Raw genomic sequence first — 22,862 nt, 5'->3', positions numbered from 1 at the left:
TTGTCCCCTACTCGCCAGGCATGGCGGATCGGGATGCTGGAGCCATGACCCCCGCGGGGCGGGACCTCACGCCGCTGCCCGACCTGCTGCACGGCCAACCGCGCGCGGGAGCGGACAGAGACCGCCGCCCGATCTACGTCGACCTCCTCCCGCCGTGCAATGCCGGCTGCCCCGCCGGGGAGAACATTCAGGCATGGCTGAGCCACGCCCGCGAAGGACGTCACGAACAGGCGTGGCGACAGCTGGTCGCGGACAATCCGTTCGCCGCGATCCACGGGCGGGTCTGCTATCACCCGTGCGAATCCGCGTGTAACCGTGCCGCTCTCGACACCGCGGTTTCCATTCATGCGGTCGAGCGCTTCCTCGGCGATTCGGCCCGTGAGCATGGATGGGAGTTCGACCGGCCCGTGCAATCGACCGGCAAGCGAGTTCTGGTCGTCGGTGCGGGACCGAGCGGGCTGTCGGCCGCCTATCACCTTCGCCGTCTCGGCCATGACGTCGAGATCCGCGACGCAGGAGACCAACCCGGCGGCATGATGCGCTACGGGATACCCAGCTACCGGCTCCCGCGGTCCGTGCTCGACTCCGAGATCGAGCGAATCGCCGCACTCGGCGTGCAGATCACGTGCGGACACCGCGTTGAGGATCTGGACGCCGAACGCCGCAGCGGCGGCTTCGACGCCGTATTCGTCGCAGTCGGAGCGCATCTGGCCAAGCGGGTGAATATTCCTACCCAGGACGCGGGTTCGATGCTTGACGCCGTGACTTTCTTGCGCGGCGTGGCGTCCGGCGAGAGGCCCGAGCTCGGCAGGCACGTTGCGGTCTACGGTGGCGGCGACACCGCGATGGACGCCGCTCGGGTGGCACGCCGACTCGGCGCCGACGACGCCGTCATCATCTACCGTCGCACCCGGGGCCAGATGCCCGCACACGATGACGAGGCCGCCGAAGCCGAAGCCGAGGGCGTCCAAATACATTGGCTGCGAACAATCACCGCGTTCGATCGACATGAGCTTCAGGTCGAGGTCATGGAACTCGACGAATCGGGACGACCGCAACCGACCGGTCGCTTCGAGACGCTGAGTGCCGACACCGTGATCATGGCGCTGGGCCAGGTGACGGAATCGGCCTTCATGCACACTCTGCCTGGCGTGGAGTTCGACGACGACGGCTCGGTCCGGGTCTCGCCGACGATGATGACCGGCTGCGCGGGCGTTTTCGCCGGTGGCGACATGGTGCCCTGTGAGCGCACAGTTACCGTCGGCGTCGGCCACGGCAAGAAGGCTGCACGCCATATCGACGCTTGGCTGCGTGGGGTATCGGCCGGTCGGTCGGCAAAACACCCAATCGCGGATTTCGACAAGCTGCATCTGTGGTACTTCGGCGACGCCGCTCGACGTGATCAAACTGAACTGGAACCAGCCCAACGCATTTCGAGTTTCGATGAGGTCGTCGGTGGACTGTCCTCCGCCGAGGCGACGTTCGAGGCGCGCCGATGCCTTTCGTGCGGTAACTGTTTCGAATGCGACGGCTGCCTCGGCGCCTGCCCGGAAGACGCGGTGATCAAACTCGGCCCCGGACAGCGCTACCGATTCGACTACGACCGATGCACCGGCTGCGCGACGTGCTTTGAGCAGTGCCCGGTGCATGCCATCGACATGGTCCAGGAGCCGCGATGACACGCGCGACGATCGACGGCAACGAGGCGGCCGTCTCAGTCGCCTATCGCCTCAACGAGGTGTGCTGCATCTACCCGATCACGCCGTCATCGCCGATGGCGGAACTGGCCGACGAGTGGTCCAGCCGGGGACGCCAAAACGTATGGGGCACCGTGCCAACGGTGGTGGAGATGCAAAGCGAAGGCGGCGCCGCTGGCGCGCTGCACGGTTCGCTGCAGGGCGGCGCGCTTGCGACGACGTTCACCTCGTCGCAAGGCCTGCTGCTGATGATTCCCAACATGTACAAGATCGCGGGTGAGCTCACCTCCGCGGTGATTCATGTCGCAGCGAGATCTATTGCTGCCCAAGGCTTATCGATATTCGGCGACCACCAGGACGTGATGGCGGTGCGCCAGACCGGCTTCGCGCTGCTGTCGTCGGGTTCGGTTCAAGAGGCGCACGACCTGGCGCTGGTGGCGCAGGCGGCGACGCTGCGTACGAGGGTGCCGTTCGTGCACTTCTTCGACGGCTTCCGCACGTCACACGAACTCAACACCATTGAGACGCTCACCGACGACGACCTGTACGCGCTTGTTCCCGAGGATCTCATCCGGGCTCACCGGTCGCGGGGATTGTCGCCCGAGCGGCCGTTCATCCGCGGCACCGCGCAGAACCCCGACACGTATTTTCAGGCCCGCGAGACCGTGAACCCGTTCTATGCACGAGTTCCCGCGGTGGTCGACGACGTGATGCGCCAGCTCGGTGAGCGAACCGGGCGGCGCATGCGGATCGTCGAGTACACCGGCGATCCCGAGGCCGAACGGGTGCTGGTCCTGATGGGCTCGGCAGCGCAGGCCGCCGAACAAACGGTGGCGGCGCTGACTGGGCGCGGAGAGCGTGTCGGCGTGCTGTATGTGCGTCTGTACCGGCCCTTCCCCGCGGAGGCGCTACTCGACGCACTCCCGAAAACCGCGCGCACGATCGCGGTCCTGGACCGCACCAAGGAACCCGGCTCATTCGGCGAACCGCTCTATCTCGACGTCGTCGGCGCGCTGACCGAGGCGTACAGTCGCGGCGAGCGATCGACGCTGCCGCGTGTGTACGGCGGGCGCTATGGGCTGTCTTCGAAGGAGTTCACGCCTGCCATGGTCGCGGGGGTGTTCGACGAGCTCGCCCGCGAGACGCCACGGTCTCACTTCACCGTAGGAATCGACGACGACGTCTCGGGCAGCAGTATCGACTACGACCCCGACTTCGACACCGAATCCCCCGGCACCGTGCGCGCTGTGTTCTTCGGCCTCGGTTCGGACGGCACCGTCGGCGCGAACAAGAACACCATCAAGATCCTCGGCGCCGAAGAAGGTCTCTACGCACAAGGATACTTCGTCTACGACTCGAAAAAGTCTGGCTCCCAAACAGTTTCGCACCTCCGCTTTGGACCCGAGCCGATTCGTGCGCCGTACCTCGTCTCGAAGGCCGACTTCGTGGGATGTCACCAGTTCCGGTTCCTGGACAGGGTCGACGTGCTGGGTCGTGCCGCGACGGGTGCGGTGTTGCTGCTCAACTGCCGCCATGGCGCCGACGCCGTCTGGGACGCGCTGCCGCGGCCCGTACAGAAGCAGATCGTGGACAAGCACATCCAGGTATACGCCGTCGACGCGAGCCGGATCGCCAGGGAGGTCGGGCTGGCCGGTCGCATCAATGTCGTTCTGCAGACGTGCTTTTTCGCGATCTCGGGAGTACTCCCCTACGAGACCGCGATCGCCCGAATCAAGGATGCCGTTGCGAAGACGTACGGCGATCAGGGCGCTGACGTCGTCGCGCGTGAACTCGCGGCGATCGACCGCGCGGTTGAGGGGTTGCACCGCATCGACGTGCCCGACCACGTCACCACGACGCGCGACCTCGCACCGCTCGTGCCCGCTGGCGCACCGGAATTCGTGCGCACCGTTACCGCAGAGATGATCGCAGGCCGCGGTGATGCGCTGCCGGTCAGCGCGCTGCCGGTGGACGGCACCTACCCCAGCGGCACCACAGCGTACGAAAAGCGCAACATTTCCGACCTCGTCGCCGTGTGGGATCCCGATACGTGCATCCAATGCGGCAACTGCAGTTTCGTCTGCCCGCACAGCGTGATCCGCACCAAGCTCTACGACCAAGACCGGCTCGACGAGGCTCCGGATGGCTTCCCGTCGGCACCGCTGGACGCCGTCGGCCTGCCCGACACCCGCTACACACTGCAGGTCTACGTCGAGGACTGCACGGGTTGCGGACTTTGCGTGGAGGCGTGCCCCGCGACGACTCCCGGCGTTCCAGTCACCAAGGCAATCAACCTGTCTCAGCGCGAACCTCTCGTGCCCGCCGGAAGGCAGAACATCGCGTTCTTCGAAACGCTGCCTGCGGCCGACCGGTCGCGCGTCGATTTCGGCACCGTGCGCGGGACGCAGTTCCTGCAGCCCCTGTTCGAGTTCTCGGGTGCGTGTGCGGGGTGTGGCGAAACGCCCTACCTCAAGCTGTTGTCGCAGCTGTTCGGCGACCGGCTGACGATCGCCAACGCGACGGGCTGCTCGTCGATCTACGGCGGTAACCTGCCGACCACACCATGGACGACCGACGCCGCAGGGCGTGGACCAGCCTGGTCGAACTCGCTGTTCGAGGACAACGCCGAATTCGGCCTGGGCCTGCGCCTGGCCGCCGACACTCACACGGGGCAAGCCAGGCAGCTGCTCGAGAAACACCGCGACACCCTCGGCGCGGACCTGGTCGACGACATCCTGACCGCGCCGCAGGTGCGCGAATCCGAACTGGACGCGCAGCGACGACGCGTGGCCGACCTCGTATCCCGCCTCAACCGCCTCGAACCCGCGCAGGCCGACGAGCTGCGCAGCGTCGTCGACCATCTCCTGCGGCGCAGCATCTGGATCGTCGGCGGCGACGGCTGGGCATACGACATCGGCGCAGGCGGGCTGGACCACATCCTGGCCAGCGGCCGCAACGTCAACGTGCTGGTGCTCGACACGGAGGTGTATTCCAACACCGGCGGCCAGATGTCCAAATCCACACCGCTGGCCGCTGTCGCCAAATTCGCCGCGGCCGGAAAGACCGTGCCGAAGAAAGACCTTGCGCTGCAAGCGATCGCATACGGCAACGTCTACGTGGCACGGGTGGCGATGGGTGCCGATCCACAGCAGACGCTGCAGGCGTTCCGCGAAGCGGAGGCGTATGACGGGCCGTCGATCGTCATCGCGTACAGCCACTGCATCGCCCACGGCATCGACATGCGCCACGGTCTCGACCAGCAGTACCGCGCCGTGGCCAGCGGGCACTGGCCGCTGGCGCGCTATGACCCGGTCGTGCGGGCCACCGGCAAGTCTCCGTTCATGCTGGACTCGCACCGACCACGCATTGCCCTGACCGACTACCTCTACCGGGAGTTGCGCTACCGCAGCCTGGCGAACTCCGACCCCGACGAGGCCGATCGGCTGCTGGCCCTTGCGCAGGAGGCCGTCGATCAACGCTGGGCCACCTACGAAGACATGGCTGAACGCGGGCCTCAGCATTTTCCGTCCGACGCCCGCAAGGACCGCTGATGGACCTCACCACCCGCTACCTGGGTCTGACCTTGGCCAATCCAGTGATGGCCGCGGCCTCACCGATGAGCCGGACGGTCGACGGCATCAAAGCGCTGGCCGACGCCGGCGCCAGCGCGGTGGTGCTGTACTCCCTGTTCGAGGAGGACATCCGACGCGAGGCTGCCCAAAACTCCCGACTGTTCACCCAGGGCGCCGAGGCATACGCCGAGGCACTGGGCTACTTTCCCGCCGCAGTCGAGGACGACCACGGCGCCAGCCGGTATCTGCGCCACCTCGAACGGGCGGCCGGTGCGGTAGCGGTACCCGTCATCGGCAGCCTCAACGGCAGCACACCCGGCGGTTGGGCCACCTACGCACGCTCAATGCAGGACGCCGGCGCCGCGGCGATCGAGCTGAACATCTACTTCCTCCCCGGAGGCCCGCAGATCGACGCTCGTGAAGTCGAGCAACGCCACCTTGATGTGCTGTCCCGCGTCAAGGATTCGGTCACGGTGCCGGTGGCGGTGAAGCTGAGCCCGTACTTCAGTGCGACCGCCCAGATGGCTCAGCGGCTCGATGCCGCGGGCGCCGACGCGCTGGTCCTGTTCAACAGATTCCTTCAGCCCGACATCGATCCGGAGACGATGTCTGTCACACCGTCCGTACTCCTGTCGACGCCGGCCGAAAGCCGCTTGCCGTTGACCTGGATCGCCTTGTTGCGGGGCCGCGTCAACGCGTCCCTTGCCGCGACGACGGGTGTCGACAATGCCGGAGATGTGGTCAGGTACCTGCTCGCCGGGGCAGACGTCGTGCAAACCGCGTCGGCGCTGCTTCGGCACGGGCCAGAACATGCCGGTGTACTGATCGAGGGACTACGGGAATGGATGCGCCAGAAGGGTTTCGCGGATCTGGACGAAGTGCGCGGGATGCTCGCGTGGCCCGCCGAAGATGACGCCACCGCCCGCGAACGCGGTGAGTACGTCACCGCACTGCGGCGGGCGAACAGCGGCTTCTACGGCGAGCCGTGAGTAGGGGCAGCGACTACGGAGTGGTGTGAACGATCAGGACGTCTGTCTTGGACCTGCGCGCGACGTTGGCGGGCACCGAACCCAGTAGCCGCCCGGCGATGGTGCTCAGGCCGACGTTGCCGACCACGAGCAGATCGGCCTTGACTTCCTCGGCGAGATCGACCAGGGCGTCCACCGGGGCGCCGACGATCGCCTTCTCCTCGATGTTCTCGGCCCCGGCGGCCTTCGCACGGTCGCGGGCCTCACGCAGGATTGCGTAGATCGGCGCATTGCCGGACATCTTGTAGCCCTCGTCCTTGAGGACGTCGGCTGCGCGCTGGTCTTCGCTCTGCGGGAAGTATGCCGTTGTCACGATTAGCTTCGCGTTCGACCCGGCGGCAATCTGGCCGGCCCGGTCCACCGCGCGCAGCGATGAATCGGATCCGTCCGTGCCGACCACGACGGTCTGATAGGCGCTCATGCATACCCTCCCACTGTCAGTTGCATCGCCACCCGAGACAGTAACCCGTTGCCGTTGACCAGGGGCGCGATTGACGACACCCGATGGTAACCGCCGGTGACCCTGCTGGCCTGCCCACAGTGATGGACATGACGCCGTTGCCCATTCAGCCGGTTGCGTCGCAGCGGCGTTGCTGGAGTGATCCAGATCAATAGCGGCACAGCGCGAATCCGCATGCTCCTACCGAGGCCAACGAATTTGCTACGGCCACAACAAGAGTCGTCACACGCTCTACGGCGCCGTCAAAATCGGCGGCCATAACCGGATTTCGGCGCGCATGACGGGTTTGCGCAGGTTACCGTTTTGCCGTCGCTGAAAGGGGTACGGGTCGAGCGCGTGGATCTTTCAATCAGACCGCAGCGCCTTGCGCGCGTCCAACAGGCAGAGCGGGTTCGGGCCGGACGATTCGATCCCGCGATGGTCGCGGTGTTCGCGACGGCTGTCTGCGCAGCGGGCGCCGCACGGCCGTCTTTGTGGTTCGACGAGGCCGCGACGATCTCGGCGTCGACCCGGTCTGTGCCCGAACTGTGGCGGCTGATCCACAACATCGACGCGGTACACGGCCTGTACTACCTCGTCATGCACGGCTGGTTCGCGATCTTTCCGCCCACCGAGTTCTGGTCGAGACTGTCCAGTGGCCTTGCCGTCGGTGTCGCGGCGGCCGGCGTCGTCGTGCTGGGCAAGCAGTTCTCCAGCCGCACGGTGGCGGTCTGCGCCGGCATCGTCTTCGCGATACTCCCCCGGATCACGTGGGCCGGAATCGAAGCGAGGTCGTATGCGCTGACGGCAGCCGCAGCGGTGTGGCTGACCGTGCTCCTGGTGACCGCGGTGCGGCGCAACGCCGCGGCGCTGTGGCCGGTGTACGCGGCGGCGCTGGTGCTCGCGACGTTGCTCAACGTGTTCATGGTGTTGATGGTGCTGGCTCACGCGGTGGTGATCGCGGTGATGGCCGATGCGCGGTCGGCGGTGGTCCGGTTTGCCGTCTCGTCGGGAGTCGCGCTGGTCATCGTGGCGCCGTTTCTTGTGTTCTGCCGCACGCAGATCGCCCAGGTGAGATGGATCTCGCCGCCTGACGCGGGCACGGTGCTCGAGATCGCGCAACAGCAGTACTTCGACGACAGTGTCCCGTTCGCGGTTCTCGCGGCCCTCGTTCTCGTCGCCCCGGCGATGTTTCGCCGGTTCCGAGCGCGGGACACCCGAAACCTGGTGGTCGTTGCCGTCGCGTGGATCGCGCTGCCGACGGCGGTGTTGCTGGCGTATTCGGTGTGGCAGTCGCCGATCTACTACCCGCGCTATCTGTGCTTCACTTCGCCGGCCATGGCGCTGCTGTTGGCGGTCTGCTTTGTGGCTGTGGCACGAACCCGCGAACGGGTGACAGCGGTGCTGGCCGTATTCGCCTTGGCGGCGACACCGAATTACCTGCTGACGCAGCGCGGCCCGTACGCGAAGGAGGGCATGGACTTCAGTCAGGTCGCCGACGTCATCACCGCACATGCCTCCCCCGGCGACTGTCTGATCCTCGACAACACCGCGGCGTGGAAGCCGGGTCCGATCCGGCCGTTGACGGCGGCGCGCCCCGCCGCCTATGCGAAGCTCGTCGATCCGGGTCGCGGACAGCGCGCCGTCGAACGCAACCGGTTGTGGGACGCGCACATCGCGATATGGAGCGTGGCAGACCGTGTTCGTCAGTGCACCGTGCTGTGGACGGTATCGGAGCGCGATGGCACCGTGCCGGAGCGCCAGAGCGGGCCAGGACTGGATCCGGGACCGCGCCTGCGGCGGGCACCGGCGTACCAGGTGCCGCAGGGCCTCGGCTTCCATATCGTCGAACGCTGGCAGTTCAGCTTCGCCCAGGTCGTCAAGTCCACTCGGTAGCGAATGAGGGTGCCCGATGCCGGGTAACCGGTTGGACATGGCAAAGCAGAGTGCCGCCGAGTTCGTCCCCGATACGCAGGATTTGGATGAGCTTTCGGACGCCGCGCAGAGCTGCAAGGGCTGTGATTTGTATCTGAACGCCACTCAGACGGTATTCGGGGCGGGCGCGCCGGCTGCCGGCATGATGCTCGTCGGCGAACAGCCCGGCGATCAGGAGGACAAGGCCGGGGCGCCGTTCGTGGGGCCGGCGGGCAAGCTGCTCGACAAGGCTCTCGACGCTGCCGGGATCGACCGGAAACGGCTGTATGTCACCAACGCGGTCAAGCATTTCAAGTTCACGCTGCCCGAACGCGGTAAGCGCCGCATCCACAAGACACCCAGCCGCACCGAGGTGGTGGCCTGCCGGCCGTGGCTGTTCGCCGAAATGTTGTCGGTGCAACCGGATGTCGTCGTGCTGATGGGGGCGACCGCAGCACAGTCGTTGATGGGCAGCACATTTCGGCTGACGGCTCACCGCGGCGAGGCCCTACGCCTTCCCGCGGCCGACGAAGTCGCCAACCTCGATTTCGACCCACAGGTGGCGGTCACGGTTCACCCGTCATCTGTGCTGCGCGGCCCGCCGTCCGAGCGTGAGCAGGCATTCGACGCCCTGGTGTCGGATCTGCGGTTCGCCGCCGGTTTGCTGCGTCATCAGACATGATCGTGTAGTGCAGCCCACCGTCGATCACGTCATCCGGCTGAGGGACGGACGATCGATGGGATACGCGCAATACGGCGATGCCCGTGGTTTTCCAATCGTCAACGCACACGGCGGAATGGCCTGTCGCCTCGACGTCGCCGCTGCGGCATCTGTGGCTGAGAAGACCGGGGTGCGGCTGATCTCACCCGATCGACCGGGCATCGGCCTGTCCGATCCACAGTCGGACCGCACCGTCACGGACTGGGCGCGCGACGTGGCGGAGCTACTGGACCAGATCGAGATCGACCGGTTCGCGGTGATGGGGTGGTCGATGGGCGGACAGTACGCAGCTGCGGTGGGACATGTTCTGCACCAACGGGTTACGCGACTGGCGATCATCGCGGGCGCCTTGCCGTTGACCGAACCGGGTGTCTTCGACGAGTTGCCGACGATGGATCGCGTCTACACGCGGCTGTCCCAGCGGGCACCGTGGTTGGCTGGGCTGGGTTTTCTTGTGATGGCGTCGATGGCCGGGTTCGCGCCCCCGCTGTACGGCCGGATGGCCGCAGGCGAATTGGGCCCTGCGGACGCCGCCGTGCTGCGCGAGGGCGGATTGGCCGCATTCGCACAGATGACGTACGAGGCGCTACGCAAGCCTGCCGGAGAGGTCGAGGAGTACCGGGCATGGATGCGGCCGTGGGGTTTTGCACCCGAAGACCTGACCGTGCCCGTCGACATCTGGTTCGGCAGCGAGGACGAACTGGTCAACCACAGTTGGCCGCACCGGCTCGCCGAGCGAATCCCCGGCGCGACGCTCTACATCCGTCCCGGTGGGCATTTCATGGCGCACCTGCATTACCGCGAGATCTTCGAGACGCTGCGCGCCTAGTACAGGTCGATGCGGCGGTCGTCGAACAGGTGGACGTGCTCCGTGAGCGTCTTGTCGTGGGTGGCCGCAAGGTCGATATCGGCGATGGCCATCGCCGTTCCGGGATCGGCCGAGGCGACGACCCACCCGTCCGGACTGATGATCGCGCTACCCTCCGTCCACGGCTGGTCCCGTTCGACTCCGGCCCGGTCGCAGCACGCGATCGCGACCTTGTTGGTCCTGGCGGTCGACATCGCGGTGATGACTTCGCCCGGGTGTTCACCGTCGGGCCGCGGGAACAGCGGCCAGTTCACCGGCGCGACGATCAGCTCGGCGCCGTCGAGTGCCACCCGACGGGTGAGTTCGCCGAACTCCAGGTCATAACAGACCATCAGGGCTATCTCGCCGTGCGTGGTCTTGACGACGGGTGGCAGCGTCGCGCCCGGTGTGAAGATCAGCTTCTCCCGATCCCACAGATGGGTCTTGCGGTAGTGCGCAAGGACCCCGCCGCCGTCGACCATGACGGCGCTGTTGTACAGTTCACCGTCCTCGCCCAGTTCGCAGAATCCGCCGACGACTATCGAATTACCCGCAGCGGCAGACCAATTGGCGAAATCGGAGACGGTGAGCGCGACGGCTCGCGCCTCGTCGGCGTCGCGGAACATGTAGCCCGACGTGGCCAGTTCGGGCAGCACGATCACGTCGGCGCCCGCGGTCACCGCGGTGCGGATCTGCTGTTCGATCTCCCGGGCATTGGCTGCGTGGTCACCGAACGTCGGCGCAAACTGGCAGCACGCAATGCGGGTCATGCAGAAAGGCTACGGAATACGGCGAGTTGCGGCTCGTCGAAACCGCCATCAAGGACGAGGCGTTGACCTCGTCAGCAGCCCCACACCGCGGGTGGGATCCACTGCGACACCGCCGGGGGCACCCAGTAACCCACGCCGCACGGCGCCGGGGGCGGTGCATACCACGCCGGACCGCCGTTCCACCCGCCGTTCCAGTCGTCGCCGCCGTCCCAATCCCCGCCGCCGTGACCGTGACCGCGGTCCAACTTCCACGCCACACCCGGTGTGGCGGGAATGGGCTGATCGGCATTCGCCACGCCCGATCCCATTCCGAGGGCGGTGAATGCCAATACGCCCGCGATCGCCGCTTCGGCCCCGATCTTCCTAACCTTCACGATGAAACCCCTACTACCACAGCCAAATCCGCTCACCGAACTGCAAATCAGCCTACCCCCTGGCGATGCGCTGGGTAAGCGCTGCGAGTCGCCGGAATGCAGACAGCTGCAACCAGCAAATTGGAAGGCCTGCGCTCAGCTACACGCTGAACGTAGCCGTGTCACAGCGTCTTTGGCGATTACTTGTTTGCGCGGCAACTCGCACGTGAGGGAAGTGCAAAAGGTGCCGCTTGAGATAGTGCGGGGACGTCACCACTCGCGCCGGATCGGCGTCAGACCCGCACGTGCCGCAGCGTGTGGCGTGCTCTTGGCCGACCATGCGGTGCCTTCGCAAACGAAGTCATGCGGCAGCGGCAGTGAGCTCGGCAGCAGCGGAAAGCCAGGCACGGCGTCAGCGATCGGTGCGACCGGAACGGCCACCGGCGGCACGGGCGGCAGGCCCGCCACCGCCGGTACGGGTACGACCGGTACAGCCGGTGCGGGTACGACCGGTACAGCCGGTGCCGGCGCGGGCATGACACTCGCGGCCTCGGTGATCGAAGCGGCCTCTACGGGAGCCGCATCAGCAAGCGGAGCGGCCTCGATGGGGGCCTCAACGGGAGCGGCGAGCGGCGCGGCCTCGACCGGCGGAGCAGGCGCCTCTTCAACCGGAGGTGGTGGCAGAGCTGCGGCCGCGGCCTCTTCGACGGGCGCCGCCGGAAGGGGTGGCGCGACCTCGGCGGGCGCCTCGAGCGGTGCAGCAGGTACCGGAGGGGGCGGCGGTGCGACGGCAGCTGCGTCGACGACTGGAGCAGCCGCGACCGGAGGAGCGGCAAGAGGAACCGGCGGCGCGGGTGGAACGCCCGCGACGACGGGAACCGGCGGGACTGGCGGCAACGCGCCCGCCAGCGGCGCGGCGACAACCGGAACGGGCGGTGCCGGCGCAGGCACCACACCGGCCGCCTCAGCAATGGGTGCGGCGGCAACGGGTGGGGCAACGTCGGGAATGGGTGCGGCAGGGACGGGCGGAATCGGATTCGGAGCCGCCGCGGCGGTCAGACCCTGGACGAGGCTTTCGAGCGGGACGGGCGGAAGCGATGCCGCCGGCGCGGGCGCGCTGAGCGCCGAGGCCGCAGTGTTCAGAGACTCGGGAATGCTGGGCGGGGCCGCCGCAAATTGTTGCACCATGTCGAGACACGGCACACCGGGACTCAGCGCCGGGTCGGCGGCGGCAGTGCAGCTCAGCACCAGAACAGGCCAGAGCAACCCCGCGGTCGCCATGGCGGTTACCGCCAGGCGATTCGTGGTGCGTGACATGTTGTTCCCGGATCTCTCGGACAGCGCGGCTACTGAGTGATCGTCATGGTGTTACGAAAGTTACTCAAGTGATATTTGTGACGGTTACCGAACCGATGCCAAGAGGAGGCGATCCGGTGATCGCAACACCAAACACCTTGTCGCTCAATATGGTTTGCTAGCAAACTCACTTTTGGCTGGCAGCGCGGCTCGGCCGCTAGGAGAGCCTCATGGATTATCCCGAAAACCCTCCGCTGGAGTGCGACGTCGTAATGAAGGGAGGCATCACCAGCGGGGTGATCTATCCACGTGCCGTGTGCCAACTCGCCACGACATATCGCCTGCGGTCAGTGGGCGGAGCCTCGGCGGGTGCCATCGCCGCGGCCGCCGCAGCCGCCGCAGAGCTTGGACGGGCGACGGGTGGGTTCGAAAAGCTCGAAAATCTGCCCACAGTCATCAATGCCCCGTCGCCGGCGGGTGGGTCGACACTGTTCCGGTTGTTCCAGCCGACCTCCGCCACGTATCCGTTGTATCGAGCGTTTACGGCCGGAATGGGCAAGTCGTCGAAGATCTTTCCGACCGTGGTCGCGCTTGCACGCGGGTTCTGGCTGTGGGCGCTTGCCGGTGCGTTGCCCGGCATCGCCGTAATAGTGGTGAGCGCCACGGGAAGTGGAGTGGCGCGCTGGGCCGGCATCGTGGCCGGCCTACTTCTGGCTGGGCTCGGCAAGATCCTCGGCATCGCCGGGGGTATCGCGAAGATACTCGCCGACGTCCCGAAGGCCGGTTTCGGACTGTGCACGGGCATGCCGGGCGCGGGCAGCGACGGCGCGGCGGCCCTTACCCCCTGGCTGCACGATCAGCTTCAGGCGATGGCAGGACGGCAAGAGGTCTTGACGTTCGGCGACCTTGCCCAGGGCGGAGTCGACCTTCGGATGATGACCACCAACCTCAATCGGCATCAGCCCGTGGCGATGCCGTGGTCGACGCAGGAGTATTTCTTCGACCCGGATGAGATGCGGCGGATCTTTCCAGATGACGTTGTCCGCTACATGGAAGAGCACCCGCCGACCGCTGCGGGCGACGGAAAACCACTGCCGCCGAACGAAATTCGACGGCGCGATCTACTGCGTGAGCAGGCGCTGCCGTTGCGCCCCTTTCCCGCGCCGCTCGACGTTCCGGTGGTGGTCGCGACGCGCATGAGCCTGAGCTTCCCACTGCTCATCACGGCGGTTCCCCTCCACGCGGTCGACTATTCCGTTGCGGCCAACCGGGATGCGCGCAAGGCCGCCGAGGACTGGCTTCGGGACAACCCAACCCAAAGCGCGGAGGAAGGTGCATCGGCCACCCCGAAGCGGCGATTCGACGTCAACTGGTTCTCCGATGGCGGCATCTGCGCAAACCTGCCGGTGCACTTTTTCGACGCGCCCCTTCCGACGCGTCCGACCTTCGCCGTCGACCTCGCACCCTTCCCCCCGGACCGGGTCGAGAGCGCCAATGAGGATGAAAACAGTTACCTCCCAACGACAAATGCAGCCGGGCAGTTACGGACTTGGTCGTCGATCCCCAAGTCCGGGCTCAACGCACTGAAGTCGTTCTTGTTCGAGATCGTCGACACGGCCCGCGGCTGGGTGGACGCCGGTCAGCTGGTCATGCCCGGATACCGGGACCGCATCGTGACGATCTGGCACACCGGCGAACAGGGCGGCATGAACCTGGCCATGCCCCAACCGGTCGTCACGAAACTTGCGAGCCGCGGCGAGGCAGCAGCCGCGAAACTCGTCGCGCAGTTCGCCGGCGCACAGCCAGGTGTGGAGCCGACATGGGGTTGGGACAACGATCGGTGGATTCGTTTCCGCGCCGCCACAGCGGGTTTGGATGTCTGGCTGGAGAAGTTCCGCGAGAAGTACGCAACGGATGTGCCTGGAGCCACGCCATACAGTCAGCTGGCCGGACCCGGCGCGACTGCGGAGCTTCCGTCGTACGTGTTGACGCAAACCCGCCGTGCTCAGGTGAACACGCACACCGACGAACTGCTCGATATGGCGGATGCGTGGGCGGGCGACGATGCAATGGGCTACAACGCACCCCGGCCCCGCCCGCGGATGCGGCTCGTGCCCGACGACGGCACCGCCGCCGGGCTGGGTGCCGACGATGCTGAACACGTCGGCGACTGAGCGAGTGGCGGGATTCGAACCCGCGTAGACGGCTTTGCAGGCCGGTGCCTAGCCACTCAGCCACACCCGCAACGGGTTATGACTGTCTCACCGCGGCCGGCACCGGCCCAGCGTTTCGATCGCCGTGATCGCTAAACGGTCGACGGCTCGGCCTGCGGCACACCCATCGCGGCGCTCCCCTGCGGCCACCCCGCCGGCGAGTCCTCCCACGGCTCCTGGCGTCCGTACGGCGTCAGGTCCAGAAATGGGTAACCCGGCGCCGAATGGTCGAGGCCTCGCGCATATGCCGAATACGTGTGGAACACCTCGTCGCCGCGGCGCAGGAAGACGCTCGCGCCCGGCCAGTCGCCGCGCAGGTCCTCGTCGGTCCACCCGTCGGCGTGCAACTCGTCGAGCGACTTGTAGTTGTACTCGATCGGTGCCCGGCTCGAGTCCAGCGTCACGTGATAGTCGTAGGTGAAGTCGTTGTCACGCGACGAGTACCACGGAAACGTCCAGTCGGGATGCTTGTCCCGGTACTGCGTGATGCTGGCATACGGCGCCCGCGAGATGCAGGCGAACGTCACACCCTTGGCGGTCAGCAGCGCACGGTCCCTTTCGGTGAACGTCATATCGGCCGCCGCTGTGCAGCTCGGGCAGCCCGCGTCGATCGCATCGATCCACATGAAGTGGTGGATGTACAGCTGATCGCGGCCCTCGAACATGTCGAGCAGCCGGACCTCGCCGTCGGGCCCGTCGAACACGTAGTCCTTCTCCACCTTCACCATCGGCAGACGGCGACGCTCCGCGTTGACGGCGTCACGCAGGTGAGTGACTTCGCGTTCGCGCGCCAGCAGTTTCTTGCGAGCCTCCAGCCACTGGTCGCGGGTGGCGACGTCGGGAAAAGCGGTGGGCGTTGTCGGCATACAGATCACTCCTAACGTATGGGCGTTACGGATATATGGACTTCGCGGCGCGTCGAAAGTGATCGGCCATCGCGTGGCGAGTTAATTTCTTCCCATGGACCTCTGGCTTGCCGATCCGCCGTTCTTCGGCGGTCCGGGACAGGGCACACGTCAGATCGTCGAGCTGTTCGTCGCATTCGGGTTGACCGCGCTGATCGGCCTGGAGCGCGAAATTCAGGGCAAGAGCGCAGGGGTGCGCACCCAGACCATCGTCGGCACTGCCGCCGCCTTGATCCTGCTCGTCAGCAAGTACGGCTTCTCCGATGTGCTCCAGGCCGATCTGGTGGTCGTCGACCCTTCTCGTGTCGCAGCCCAAATCGTCTCTGGCATCGGCTTTCTCGGCGCTGGCATCATCATCTTCCGACGCGGATCGGTGCACGGGCTGACCACCGCGGCAGCGGTCTGGGAATCCGCGGCCATCGGCATGGCCGCCGGATCGGGCCTGCTGCTGCTCGCCGTCACCGTGACCGCAATGCACTTTCTGATCATCGTGGGATTCATGCCGCTCGCCACGCGGCTGTCCGCCCGGTTGAGCGGGTCGATGACCATGCACGTCACCTACCAAGAAGGCCGCGGCGTGATGAGTCGACTCCTTCAGGCCTGCGACCGGCACCAGTGGCAGCTCACCGACCTCAACGCCGAAACACCCGATGAACCCGGCGGCGCGGGAACGTCCGGCGTGATGCTGACGCTCTCAGGCCGGCGCATCGTGACGGCCCCGACGGTGCTCGCCGGTATCGACGGCGTGACGGCGATCCGCCAGCTCGACGAAGACCCCGACTAGTCATACTGCGGTGTGACCATCGGACTGATCTGTGCGATCCCGCAGGAACTCGCGCACCTTCGCGACGCCCTCGTCGACTCTCGCAGCGAGGAAGCGGCACACACCGTTTTCCACACCGGAACAATCGACGGCCATGACGTCGTGCTTGCCGGCTCGGGTATGGGCAAGGTCAATGCCTCCATCGTCGCCACGCTGCTGGCCGACCGGTTCGGCTGCCGCGCAGTCGTTTTCACGGGCGTTGCGGGCGGACTGGATCCGCGGCTCGCCATTGGCGACATCGTCGTGGCGGACCTGGTCATCCAGCACGACGCGGGAGTGCTCGAGAACGAACGCGTGCGGACATATCAGCCCGGATATGCCCCGGTCATCAATCCGACGGATCGGCTCGGCTTTCCTGTCGACCCCGAACTGATCGCCCGCGTCAAAGAGCGCCTGGACGGCATCTCGATCCCGGGCCAAATCGTCTACGGCACAGTGCTCTCCGGTGACCAGTACCTGAATTGCGAGACCACACGTGGTCGCCTGCTGAACGAATTGGGCGGACAGGCGATCGAGATGGAAGGAGGCGCCGTCGCGCAGGTGTGCGAGGCGTTCGGTATACCCTGGCTTGTCGTCCGCGCTTTGTCCGACCTCGCCGGTGGCAACGCGCTTTTCGACTTCACCACGTTCGTCGATCAGGCCGCCGCCTCCTCGGCTACGATTCTGCGGCGCCTGCTGCCCGTGCTCTGACCGACGCCACAACACCGACCGCGGCCAGCACCGCGAAGGCCGCGAACAGCCACCGCGCGGGCGCCGCGTCTCCGGTGTCCGTCGCGTTGACCGCCACGCCGGCCAGCCCGGCGCCGAACGCGCCGCATATCAACTGCACAGTGTTGATGGCGGCGGCGGCCGCGGGCCCTTCCGCGGGGTCGTCGACACAGCTCATCGCCCACGCAGACAGGTGCGGCCATGCGATTCCCACGCCTGCGCCGGTCATCAGCAGCGCGAGCACCCACGCCGCGACGAGCCCGACGGACGCCCCGTCGTACTGAGTCAGCGCGCCGAGCGTCAGCCCCGTCGCCATGACGAGCGGCGCGACCGCGACCGTGCGCATGATCACCCGGTTGTTTCGCAGTGAGGCGCTGCCGATTTCGCCCACGGTCCATCCGACCGCCAGCCCCGCACCGAGGAACCCGGCCGCTACAGGCGTCAGGTGCGCCAGCCTCTGCCCGAACAGCGGGACATACATATCCACCATCGTGGCGGCCATGAGAACACCGAGCGTCAGGTAGATCCACTTCAGCGGCCCTCGGCCAAACGTGCTTGGCGGCAACACGGCGGCGGACAGCCGGCGGTCAACGAGGATGAACAGCGCGACGAGAGCGGCTCCGAGGACGAGCAGTGCGGCGGTTGCCCTTGTGTCGTGCGGTATGCCGGCCACACTGACCGCCAGTGCCGCCGAGCCCAGCAGAAGCAGCGACCACACCGGGATAGGCGTGCGGGCGTCGTCCGTGTGGCCCCGCGCCGGCAGTGCAATCGGCACCAAGACAGCCATTGCCGCGGTCAATACAACCAGGACACCGAATGCCCAACGCCACGAACTGAATTGCGAGAACAACCCGCCAGCCGCGGGACCGACGAGCGTGCCGACGCCCCACATCGCGGACACCAACGCCGAGGCCTTCGTCCACAAGGAACGCGGCAGCGCCGTGTTGATGACCGCGTAGCCCAATCCTGCCAGCAGGCCACCCGCCGCGCCCTGGACCGTCCGGCCGACAAGCATGACCTCCATCGTCGGCGCGGCCGCGCACAGCATGCTGCCCGCCCCGAACACGCTGAGCGCCAACAGATATGACCATCGGGGCCCAAGCCTCATCAGGACTGAGTGCACAGTCGTGGCCGCGACCACGGAACCGACCAGATAGACCGTCGTCACCCAGGCGTAGAAACGCTGACCGCCGATCTCGGCGACGGCGCTCGGCATCAGGCTGATGGTCAGAAATTCGTTGGTCGCATAGAGCGCCACACCGCCGGCGAGCACGGTCGAGGCCCCAAGGTTCTTGGGGCCCAGCAGCTCGCGCCAGCTGCCCGTGGTTGTCGTCGCGGCGTCGGTCACGAGAAAGACACTAAGACCTCAACTGAAGTTGAGATCAAGTCATGAACGATGTCACTCGCCCGCGTTGAGCAATGTCACCGGGTCCCCTAGGCTTGCTCTGTCGAAAAGGACCAGGAACGGCAACGGTAAGCCCGTCCCTTCCGCGAGGAAGCTCCGTGTCGCCTTCGGGCGAACCCGCGACAAGCAAATGGCGCAGACGCGCCGGCTGCTTGGCGCGTTCATGCACTGCCTCGCGTGTCAGGCCCGTCGGCGGCTGCGCCCCAACGAGAGGACACAGCATGCCGATCATTCGAGCCAACACCGGAATCGTCACCCAGATCAACACCTTCACCGTCCCGCCCGGCGGGCAGCAGGCGCTTGTCGACCTGCTGATCGAATCCGCACTGTTCGCGCGTGAGACGCCTGGATGGCTTTCGGCGAGCCTGCACATGAGTCACGACGGCACACGGGTCGTCAACTACGCACAAAGCGAAAGCCTCGACGCGGCCCAACGGGTAATCGAGCGGCTACGGGAGGCGGGGTTCTTCGAGCGCAACGCCGCCCTCGGGCAGTCGCATCCCGGGCTCTACGACGTCGTGTTCACCGTCGAACAGTGATGCGACTCGCCGCTATTTGAGACCCGCGGCGTCCATACCGCGCAGTTCCTTCTTCAGATCAGCGATCTCGTCGCGGATGCGGGCGGCCAGTTCGAACTGCAGATCCCGCGCGGCTGCCATCATCTGCTCGGTCAGATCCTTGATCAGGTCGGCCAATTCAGCACGCGGCATGTTGGACGTATCGCGCCCCTCGATGATCCCGGCGCTGACCGCCCGTCCGGGTTCGCCCTGTGCGCGGCGGCCACGCGACGCATTGCGGCCCGAACCACCGACCTCCACGTCGTCGGCCTCGCGGTACACCTGGTCGAGGATGTCGGCGATCTTCTTGCGCAACGGCTTTGGGTCGATGCCGTGCTCGGTGTTGTAGGCAATCTGCTTGGCGCGGCGCCGCTCCGTCTCGTCGATGGCTTCCTTCATCGAGTCCGTGATCTTGTCGGCGTACATGTGCACCTCACCCGAGACATTTCGGGCGGCGCGGCCGATGGTTTGGATCAGGCTGCGCGGTGACCGCAGGAAGCCTTCCTTGTCGGCGTCCAGGATGGCCACCAGCGACACCTCGGGCAGGTCGAGACCTTCCCTCAGCAGGTTGATGCCGACCAGGACGTCGTAGTCGCCCAGCCGCAGCTGCCGCAACAGCTCGACGCGGCGCAGCGTGTCCACTTCCGAGTGCAGGTACCGCACCCGAATGCCCATCTCCAGCAGGTAGTCGGTGAGATCCTCGGCCATCTTCTTGGTCAGCGTGGTGACCAGCACGCGCTCATCGCGCTCGGCGCGCTTGCGGATCTCGCCGATGAGGTCGTCGATCTGGCCCTTCGTGGGTTTGACCACCACCTGCGGATCGACCAGACCGGTCGGGCGGATGACCTGCTCGACGAATTCGCCACTGGACTGGCTCAGCTCATAGGGCCCCGGTGTCGCCGACAGGTACACCGTCTGCCCGATCCGGTCGGCGAACTCTTCCCAGGTCAACGGGCGGTTGTCACACGCCGAGGGCAGCCGGAACCCGAAGTCGACCAGGTTGCGTTTGCGGGACATGTCGCCCTCGTACATGCCGCCGATCTGCGGCACTGTCACATGCGACTCGTCGATGACGAGCAGGAAGTCCTCGGGGAAATAGTCGAGCAGCGTGGCCGGCGGGGTGCCTGGACCGCGGCCGTCGATGTGGCGCGAGTAGTTCTCGATGCCCGAACAGAAGCCGACCTGGCGCATCATCTCGACGTCGTAATTGGTCCGCATCCGCAACCGCTGCGCCTCCAGCAGCTTGCCCTGACCCTCGAGATCTGCCAGCCGCTCTTCGAGCTCGGCCTCGATGGTCGAGATGGCGTGTGCCATGCGCTCCGGACCCGCCACGTAATGAGTGGCCGGGAAGATGCGTAGTGAGTCGACCTTGCGAACCACGTCTCCCGTCAGCGGGTGCAGGTAGTACAGCTCCTCGATCTCGTCTCCGAAGAACTCGATGCGCACGGCGAGCTCCTCATACGACGGGATGATCTCGACCGTGTCGCCGCGCACCCGAAACGAGCCGCGGGTGAAGGCGATGTCGTTGCGGGTGTACTGGACATCGACGAGCAGCCGCAGCAGCGCGTCGCGCGGCACTTCCTGACCGACTTTGAGCTCGACCGACCGGTCCAGGTAGGACTGCGGTGTGCCCAGACCGTAGATACACGACACCGACGCGACCACGACCACGTCGCGGCGGGACAGCAGACTCATCGTCGCGGAGTGGCGCAGCCGCTCCACGTCGTCGTTGATCGAGCTGTCTTTCTCGATGTAAGTATCGGTCTGCGCGATGTATGCCTCGGGCTGGTAGTAGTCGTAGTACGAGACGAAATACTCAACGGCATTGTGCGGCAACATCTCTCGCAACTCATTGGCGATCTGCGCAGCCAGCGTCTTGTTCGGCTCCATGACGAGAGTTGGCCGCTGCAGCCGCTCGATCAGCCATGCCGTGGTGGCCGACTTACCGGTACCGGTGGCGCCCAGCAGCACGACGTCGCGCTCCCCCGCCGTGATGCGGCGTTCCAGCTCGTCGATAGCGGCAGGCTGATCACCCGCGGGCGCGTAGTCGCTGACCACCTCGAAGCGACCGCCTGCCCGAACGACCTGATCGACGGGGCGGTACTCCGAGTGCGCAAGCACGGGGTGTTCGGTAGCGAAAGCCATGTTCACCAGGGTAGAACCAGCCACCGACATCGGCTGTTCCCGGAACTTAGGCGCCGACGAATCGGGCGGGGCGTCTTTCCATGAACGACCGCACCCCCTCGGCGCCATCCGTCGTCTTGAACAAAGCGACGACATCGTCGACAAGTCGGTCCTCAGCGGCCCGCTCGCCGTCGCGTATGGCGCGTTGGGCGGCGGCAAGAATTGTGCCCACCGCCAACGGCGCCGACCGCGTCGCGATTCGTTCTGCCAGCTCAACAGCGCGGTCACGCTCGTTGCCCGGTTGGACGACCTCCTGCACGAGCCCGATTCGCAGCGCCTCGGCCGCGTCGAATTCGTCGCCAGTCAGCAGCCAGCGCATGGCGTTACCCCACCCCGCCTCACGCGGCAGCCGCGTGGTGGCCCCGCCAAAGGGATAGATGCCACGTTGGACCTCCAACTGGGCGAAGCGTGCGTCCGCGCTGGCAATGCGGATGTCGGCGGCCAGCAGGAGTTCGATGCCGAGGGTGAAGCACAGCCCATGCACGGCGGCGATGACAGGCTTTGTCCACGGTCGTCCGTCATTGCGCCACGGATTGCGGGCGTCGGCGGGCCAGTCCAGCGATCCTTCGATCAGGCGTGGCCCCACCTCGGCGAGATCGAGCCCGCCGGTGAAGTGGTCCCCGTGCGCGTAGAGCACCGCCGCGCGCAGGTTGTCGTCGGTTTCGAGGCGTTCGTACGCGCGGCCGAGGTCCTGCAGCATGTCGACGTTGAAAGCGTTTCTCTTTGCGGAGCGGTTGAGCCCGATATGGAGCACGTGGTCGCGTGGTTCGACTATGACACTTGGCATAGTCCTGACCCTAAACTATGATGATCGTCATAACCAGCCATAGCCGAGACCGGATGATCCAAAGTGCCGCTTTGCTGTTCAGGGAGCAGGGCTACAGCGGCACGGGCTTCCGCGACGTCATCGAGCACAGCGGAGCGCCACGCGGGTCGATTTATCACCACTTCCCAGGTGGCAAGGAACAGCTTGCGGCCGACACGGTTGCCTGGGCCGCAGCGGTGATCGAGCGGCAAATTGAACGGGCCTCCGAGAACGGCGACCCCCTCGTCGCCCTCGACATATTTGTGGACGCATGGCGAGAAGTGCTTGAGGACAGCAACTTTCGCGCTGGCTGTCCGATCGTTGCTGTCGCGGCGGAGGCCGACGCTGGGTCGACCGCTACCGCGGCGGCGGCCGCCGCGTTCGCCCGCTGGCAGGATTTGATCGCACACGCGTTGCTGGGCGCGGGTGTCGGCCGCACGGATGCGCGGCGGTTGGCCACGCTGGTCATTGCGGCCATCGAAGGCGCCATCCTGCTGTGCCGTGCTCGGCGCGACATCCGGCCATTGCGCGACGTCCATCGCGCCCTCGAGGCGACCCTGCGCGCTGCGATGTCGTTCCACGGGCGATCGGTGGAGTGATTCGGCCGGCGCACTATCCTGAACGC

Annotated in this window: 19 protein-coding genes and 1 tRNA gene; 11 read left to right on the top strand and 9 right to left on the bottom strand. The window is 66.3% G+C overall.

The window, feature by feature from the left end:
• Window positions 1–44 precede the first annotated feature (44 nt).
• Genes ACWW36_RS22925 through ACWW36_RS22915 form a run of 3 tightly spaced genes read left to right on the top strand, consistent with a single transcriptional unit; the run spans window position 45 to window position 6,258 of the window.
• Complete coding sequence (locus ACWW36_RS22925) at window positions 45–1,679, top strand: NAD(P)-binding protein (protein WP_456138255.1); 1,635 nt, start codon at window positions 45–47, stop codon at window positions 1,677–1,679.
• Entirely contained in the window at window positions 1,676–5,248 is a 3,573-nt protein-coding gene (gene nifJ, locus ACWW36_RS22920; protein WP_456138254.1) for a pyruvate:ferredoxin (flavodoxin) oxidoreductase, read from the top strand. The genes ACWW36_RS22925 and nifJ overlap by 4 nt, the downstream gene beginning before the upstream one ends.
• On the top strand, window positions 5,248–6,258 hold the full coding sequence (locus tag ACWW36_RS22915) for a dihydroorotate dehydrogenase-like protein (RefSeq protein ID WP_456138253.1): 1,011 nt from the start codon (window positions 5,248–5,250) through the stop codon (window positions 6,256–6,258). Before nifJ ends, ACWW36_RS22915 begins: the two co-directional genes overlap by 1 nt.
• Window positions 6,259–6,271: 13 nt before the next feature.
• On the opposite strand, the gene ACWW36_RS22910 is transcribed toward ACWW36_RS22915, so the two are convergent.
• Complete coding sequence (locus tag ACWW36_RS22910; protein ID WP_456138252.1) at window positions 6,272–6,718, bottom strand: universal stress protein; 447 nt, start codon at window positions 6,716–6,718, stop codon at window positions 6,272–6,274.
• A 375-nt stretch (window positions 6,719–7,093) separates the two neighbouring features.
• Here ACWW36_RS22910 and ACWW36_RS22905 point away from each other — a divergent pair, with 375 nt between their 5' ends.
• Genes ACWW36_RS22905 through ACWW36_RS22895 form a run of 3 tightly spaced genes read left to right on the top strand, consistent with a single transcriptional unit; the run spans window position 7,094 to window position 10,200 of the window.
• On the top strand, window positions 7,094–8,632 hold the full coding sequence (locus ACWW36_RS22905) for a glycosyltransferase family 39 protein (protein ID WP_456138251.1): 1,539 nt from the start codon (window positions 7,094–7,096) through the stop codon (window positions 8,630–8,632).
• Window positions 8,633–8,669: 37 nt separating this feature from the next.
• The gene (locus tag ACWW36_RS22900) at window positions 8,670–9,332 is read left to right on the top strand and encodes a UdgX family uracil-DNA binding protein (RefSeq protein ID WP_456138250.1); all 663 of its coding nucleotides are present in this window, start codon (window positions 8,670–8,672) and stop codon (window positions 9,330–9,332) included.
• A gap of 55 nt (window positions 9,333–9,387) precedes the next feature.
• The gene (locus ACWW36_RS22895) at window positions 9,388–10,200 is read left to right on the top strand and encodes an alpha/beta fold hydrolase (RefSeq protein WP_456142588.1); all 813 of its coding nucleotides are present in this window, start codon (window positions 9,388–9,390) and stop codon (window positions 10,198–10,200) included.
• Here the strand turns inward: ACWW36_RS22895 and ACWW36_RS22890 are convergent.
• From ACWW36_RS22890 to ACWW36_RS22880, 3 genes are all read right to left on the bottom strand, one after another.
• On the bottom strand, window positions 10,197–10,988 hold the full coding sequence (locus ACWW36_RS22890) for a nitrilase-related carbon-nitrogen hydrolase (protein ID WP_456138249.1): 792 nt from the start codon (window positions 10,986–10,988) through the stop codon (window positions 10,197–10,199). The two genes, ACWW36_RS22895 and ACWW36_RS22890, sit on opposite strands and share 4 nt — an antisense overlap.
• 71 nt (window positions 10,989–11,059) lie before the next feature.
• Window positions 11,060–11,362 (bottom strand): hypothetical protein, encoded by a 303-nt coding sequence (locus ACWW36_RS22885; RefSeq protein WP_456138248.1) that lies wholly within the window; start codon window positions 11,360–11,362, stop codon window positions 11,060–11,062.
• A 249-nt stretch (window positions 11,363–11,611) separates the two neighbouring features.
• Window positions 11,612–12,589 carry a hypothetical protein gene (locus ACWW36_RS22880; RefSeq protein WP_456138247.1) on the bottom strand — a complete coding sequence of 326 codons (978 nt, stop codon included), beginning with the start codon at window positions 12,587–12,589 and terminating at the stop codon, window positions 11,612–11,614.
• Between the two features lie 278 nt (window positions 12,590–12,867).
• Here ACWW36_RS22880 and ACWW36_RS22875 point away from each other — a divergent pair, with 278 nt between their 5' ends.
• On the top strand, window positions 12,868–14,811 hold the full coding sequence (locus tag ACWW36_RS22875; protein WP_456138246.1) for a hypothetical protein: 1,944 nt from the start codon (window positions 12,868–12,870) through the stop codon (window positions 14,809–14,811).
• Here ACWW36_RS22875 and ACWW36_RS22870 read toward each other — a convergent pair.
• Together ACWW36_RS22870 and ACWW36_RS22865 are read right to left on the bottom strand one after the other, a co-directional pair.
• Window positions 14,811–14,881: transfer RNA gene (locus ACWW36_RS22870), tRNA-Cys, on the bottom strand. The genes ACWW36_RS22875 and ACWW36_RS22870 overlap by 1 nt on opposite strands.
• Before the next feature lie 61 nt (window positions 14,882–14,942).
• Window positions 14,943–15,716 carry a DUF899 domain-containing protein gene (locus tag ACWW36_RS22865; protein WP_456138245.1) on the bottom strand — a complete coding sequence of 258 codons (774 nt, stop codon included), beginning with the start codon at window positions 15,714–15,716 and terminating at the stop codon, window positions 14,943–14,945.
• 94 nt (window positions 15,717–15,810) lie between these two features.
• Here ACWW36_RS22865 and ACWW36_RS22860 point away from each other — a divergent pair, with 94 nt between their 5' ends.
• Both ACWW36_RS22860 and ACWW36_RS22855 read left to right on the top strand, forming a co-directional pair.
• A complete protein-coding gene (locus ACWW36_RS22860; protein ID WP_456138244.1) occupies window positions 15,811–16,539 on the top strand; it encodes an MgtC/SapB family protein in 729 nt (242 codons plus the stop codon).
• A gap of 12 nt (window positions 16,540–16,551) precedes the next feature.
• Entirely contained in the window at window positions 16,552–17,268 is a 717-nt protein-coding gene (locus ACWW36_RS22855) for a 5'-methylthioadenosine/adenosylhomocysteine nucleosidase (RefSeq protein WP_456138243.1), read from the top strand.
• On the opposite strand, the gene ACWW36_RS22850 is transcribed toward ACWW36_RS22855, so the two are convergent.
• On the bottom strand, window positions 17,234–18,634 hold the full coding sequence (locus ACWW36_RS22850; RefSeq protein ID WP_456138242.1) for an MFS transporter: 1,401 nt from the start codon (window positions 18,632–18,634) through the stop codon (window positions 17,234–17,236). The genes ACWW36_RS22855 and ACWW36_RS22850 overlap by 35 nt on opposite strands.
• Window positions 18,635–18,912: 278 nt before the next feature.
• Between ACWW36_RS22850 and ACWW36_RS22845 the strand changes: the two genes are divergently transcribed.
• Complete coding sequence (locus ACWW36_RS22845) at window positions 18,913–19,230, top strand: antibiotic biosynthesis monooxygenase family protein (RefSeq protein ID WP_456138241.1); 318 nt, start codon at window positions 18,913–18,915, stop codon at window positions 19,228–19,230.
• Window positions 19,231–19,242: 12 nt separating this feature from the next.
• Here the strand turns inward: ACWW36_RS22845 and uvrB are convergent, their stop codons facing one another.
• The gene (uvrB, locus tag ACWW36_RS22840; protein WP_456138240.1) at window positions 19,243–21,393 is read right to left on the bottom strand and encodes an excinuclease ABC subunit UvrB; all 2,151 of its coding nucleotides are present in this window, start codon (window positions 21,391–21,393) and stop codon (window positions 19,243–19,245) included.
• Between the two features lie 46 nt (window positions 21,394–21,439).
• Window positions 21,440–22,219 carry a crotonase/enoyl-CoA hydratase family protein gene (locus ACWW36_RS22835; protein WP_456138239.1) on the bottom strand — a complete coding sequence of 260 codons (780 nt, stop codon included), beginning with the start codon at window positions 22,217–22,219 and terminating at the stop codon, window positions 21,440–21,442.
• Window positions 22,220–22,272: 53 nt separating this feature from the next.
• Here ACWW36_RS22835 and ACWW36_RS22830 point away from each other — a divergent pair, with 53 nt between their 5' ends.
• Window positions 22,273–22,836, top strand: coding sequence for a TetR/AcrR family transcriptional regulator (locus tag ACWW36_RS22830; protein ID WP_456138238.1), 564 nt, complete (start codon window positions 22,273–22,275; stop codon window positions 22,834–22,836).
• Window positions 22,837–22,862: the final 26 nt, after the last annotated feature.

Source organism: Mycobacterium sp. MMS18-G62 (genome assembly GCF_053877835.1).
The sequence above is the reverse complement of the archived record's forward strand: the minus strand, read 5'-3'. Positions and strand labels throughout refer to the sequence as shown.

What these genes read in the sequence shown, in the direction of transcription:
- ACWW36_RS22890 (WP_456138249.1), bottom strand. Translation starts at nt 10,988, where the DNA reads ATGACCCGCATTGCGTGCTGCCAGTTTGCGCCGACGTTCGGTGACCAC.
- ACWW36_RS22865 (WP_456138245.1), bottom strand. Translation starts at nt 15,716, where the DNA reads ATGCCGACAACGCCCACCGCTTTTCCCGACGTCGCCACCCGCGACCAG.
- ACWW36_RS22835 (WP_456138239.1), bottom strand. Translation starts at nt 22,219, where the DNA reads ATGCCAAGTGTCATAGTCGAACCACGCGACCACGTGCTCCATATCGGG.
- ACWW36_RS22845 (WP_456138241.1), top strand. Translation starts at nt 18,913, where the DNA reads ATGCCGATCATTCGAGCCAACACCGGAATCGTCACCCAGATCAACACC.
- ACWW36_RS22900 (WP_456138250.1), top strand. Translation starts at nt 8,670, where the DNA reads ATGGCAAAGCAGAGTGCCGCCGAGTTCGTCCCCGATACGCAGGATTTG.
- ACWW36_RS22895 (WP_456142588.1), top strand. Translation starts at nt 9,388, where the DNA reads ATGGGATACGCGCAATACGGCGATGCCCGTGGTTTTCCAATCGTCAAC.
- ACWW36_RS22830 (WP_456138238.1), top strand. Translation starts at nt 22,273, where the DNA reads ATGATCCAAAGTGCCGCTTTGCTGTTCAGGGAGCAGGGCTACAGCGGC.
- ACWW36_RS22875 (WP_456138246.1), top strand. Translation starts at nt 12,868, where the DNA reads ATGGATTATCCCGAAAACCCTCCGCTGGAGTGCGACGTCGTAATGAAG.
- ACWW36_RS22860 (WP_456138244.1), top strand. Translation starts at nt 15,811, where the DNA reads ATGGACCTCTGGCTTGCCGATCCGCCGTTCTTCGGCGGTCCGGGACAG.
- nifJ (WP_456138254.1), top strand. Translation starts at nt 1,676, where the DNA reads ATGACACGCGCGACGATCGACGGCAACGAGGCGGCCGTCTCAGTCGCC.
- ACWW36_RS22925 (WP_456138255.1), top strand. Translation starts at nt 45, where the DNA reads ATGACCCCCGCGGGGCGGGACCTCACGCCGCTGCCCGACCTGCTGCAC.
- ACWW36_RS22910 (WP_456138252.1), bottom strand. Translation starts at nt 6,718, where the DNA reads ATGAGCGCCTATCAGACCGTCGTGGTCGGCACGGACGGATCCGATTCA.
- uvrB (WP_456138240.1), bottom strand. Translation starts at nt 21,393, where the DNA reads ATGGCTTTCGCTACCGAACACCCCGTGCTTGCGCACTCGGAGTACCGC.
- ACWW36_RS22915 (WP_456138253.1), top strand. Translation starts at nt 5,248, where the DNA reads ATGGACCTCACCACCCGCTACCTGGGTCTGACCTTGGCCAATCCAGTG.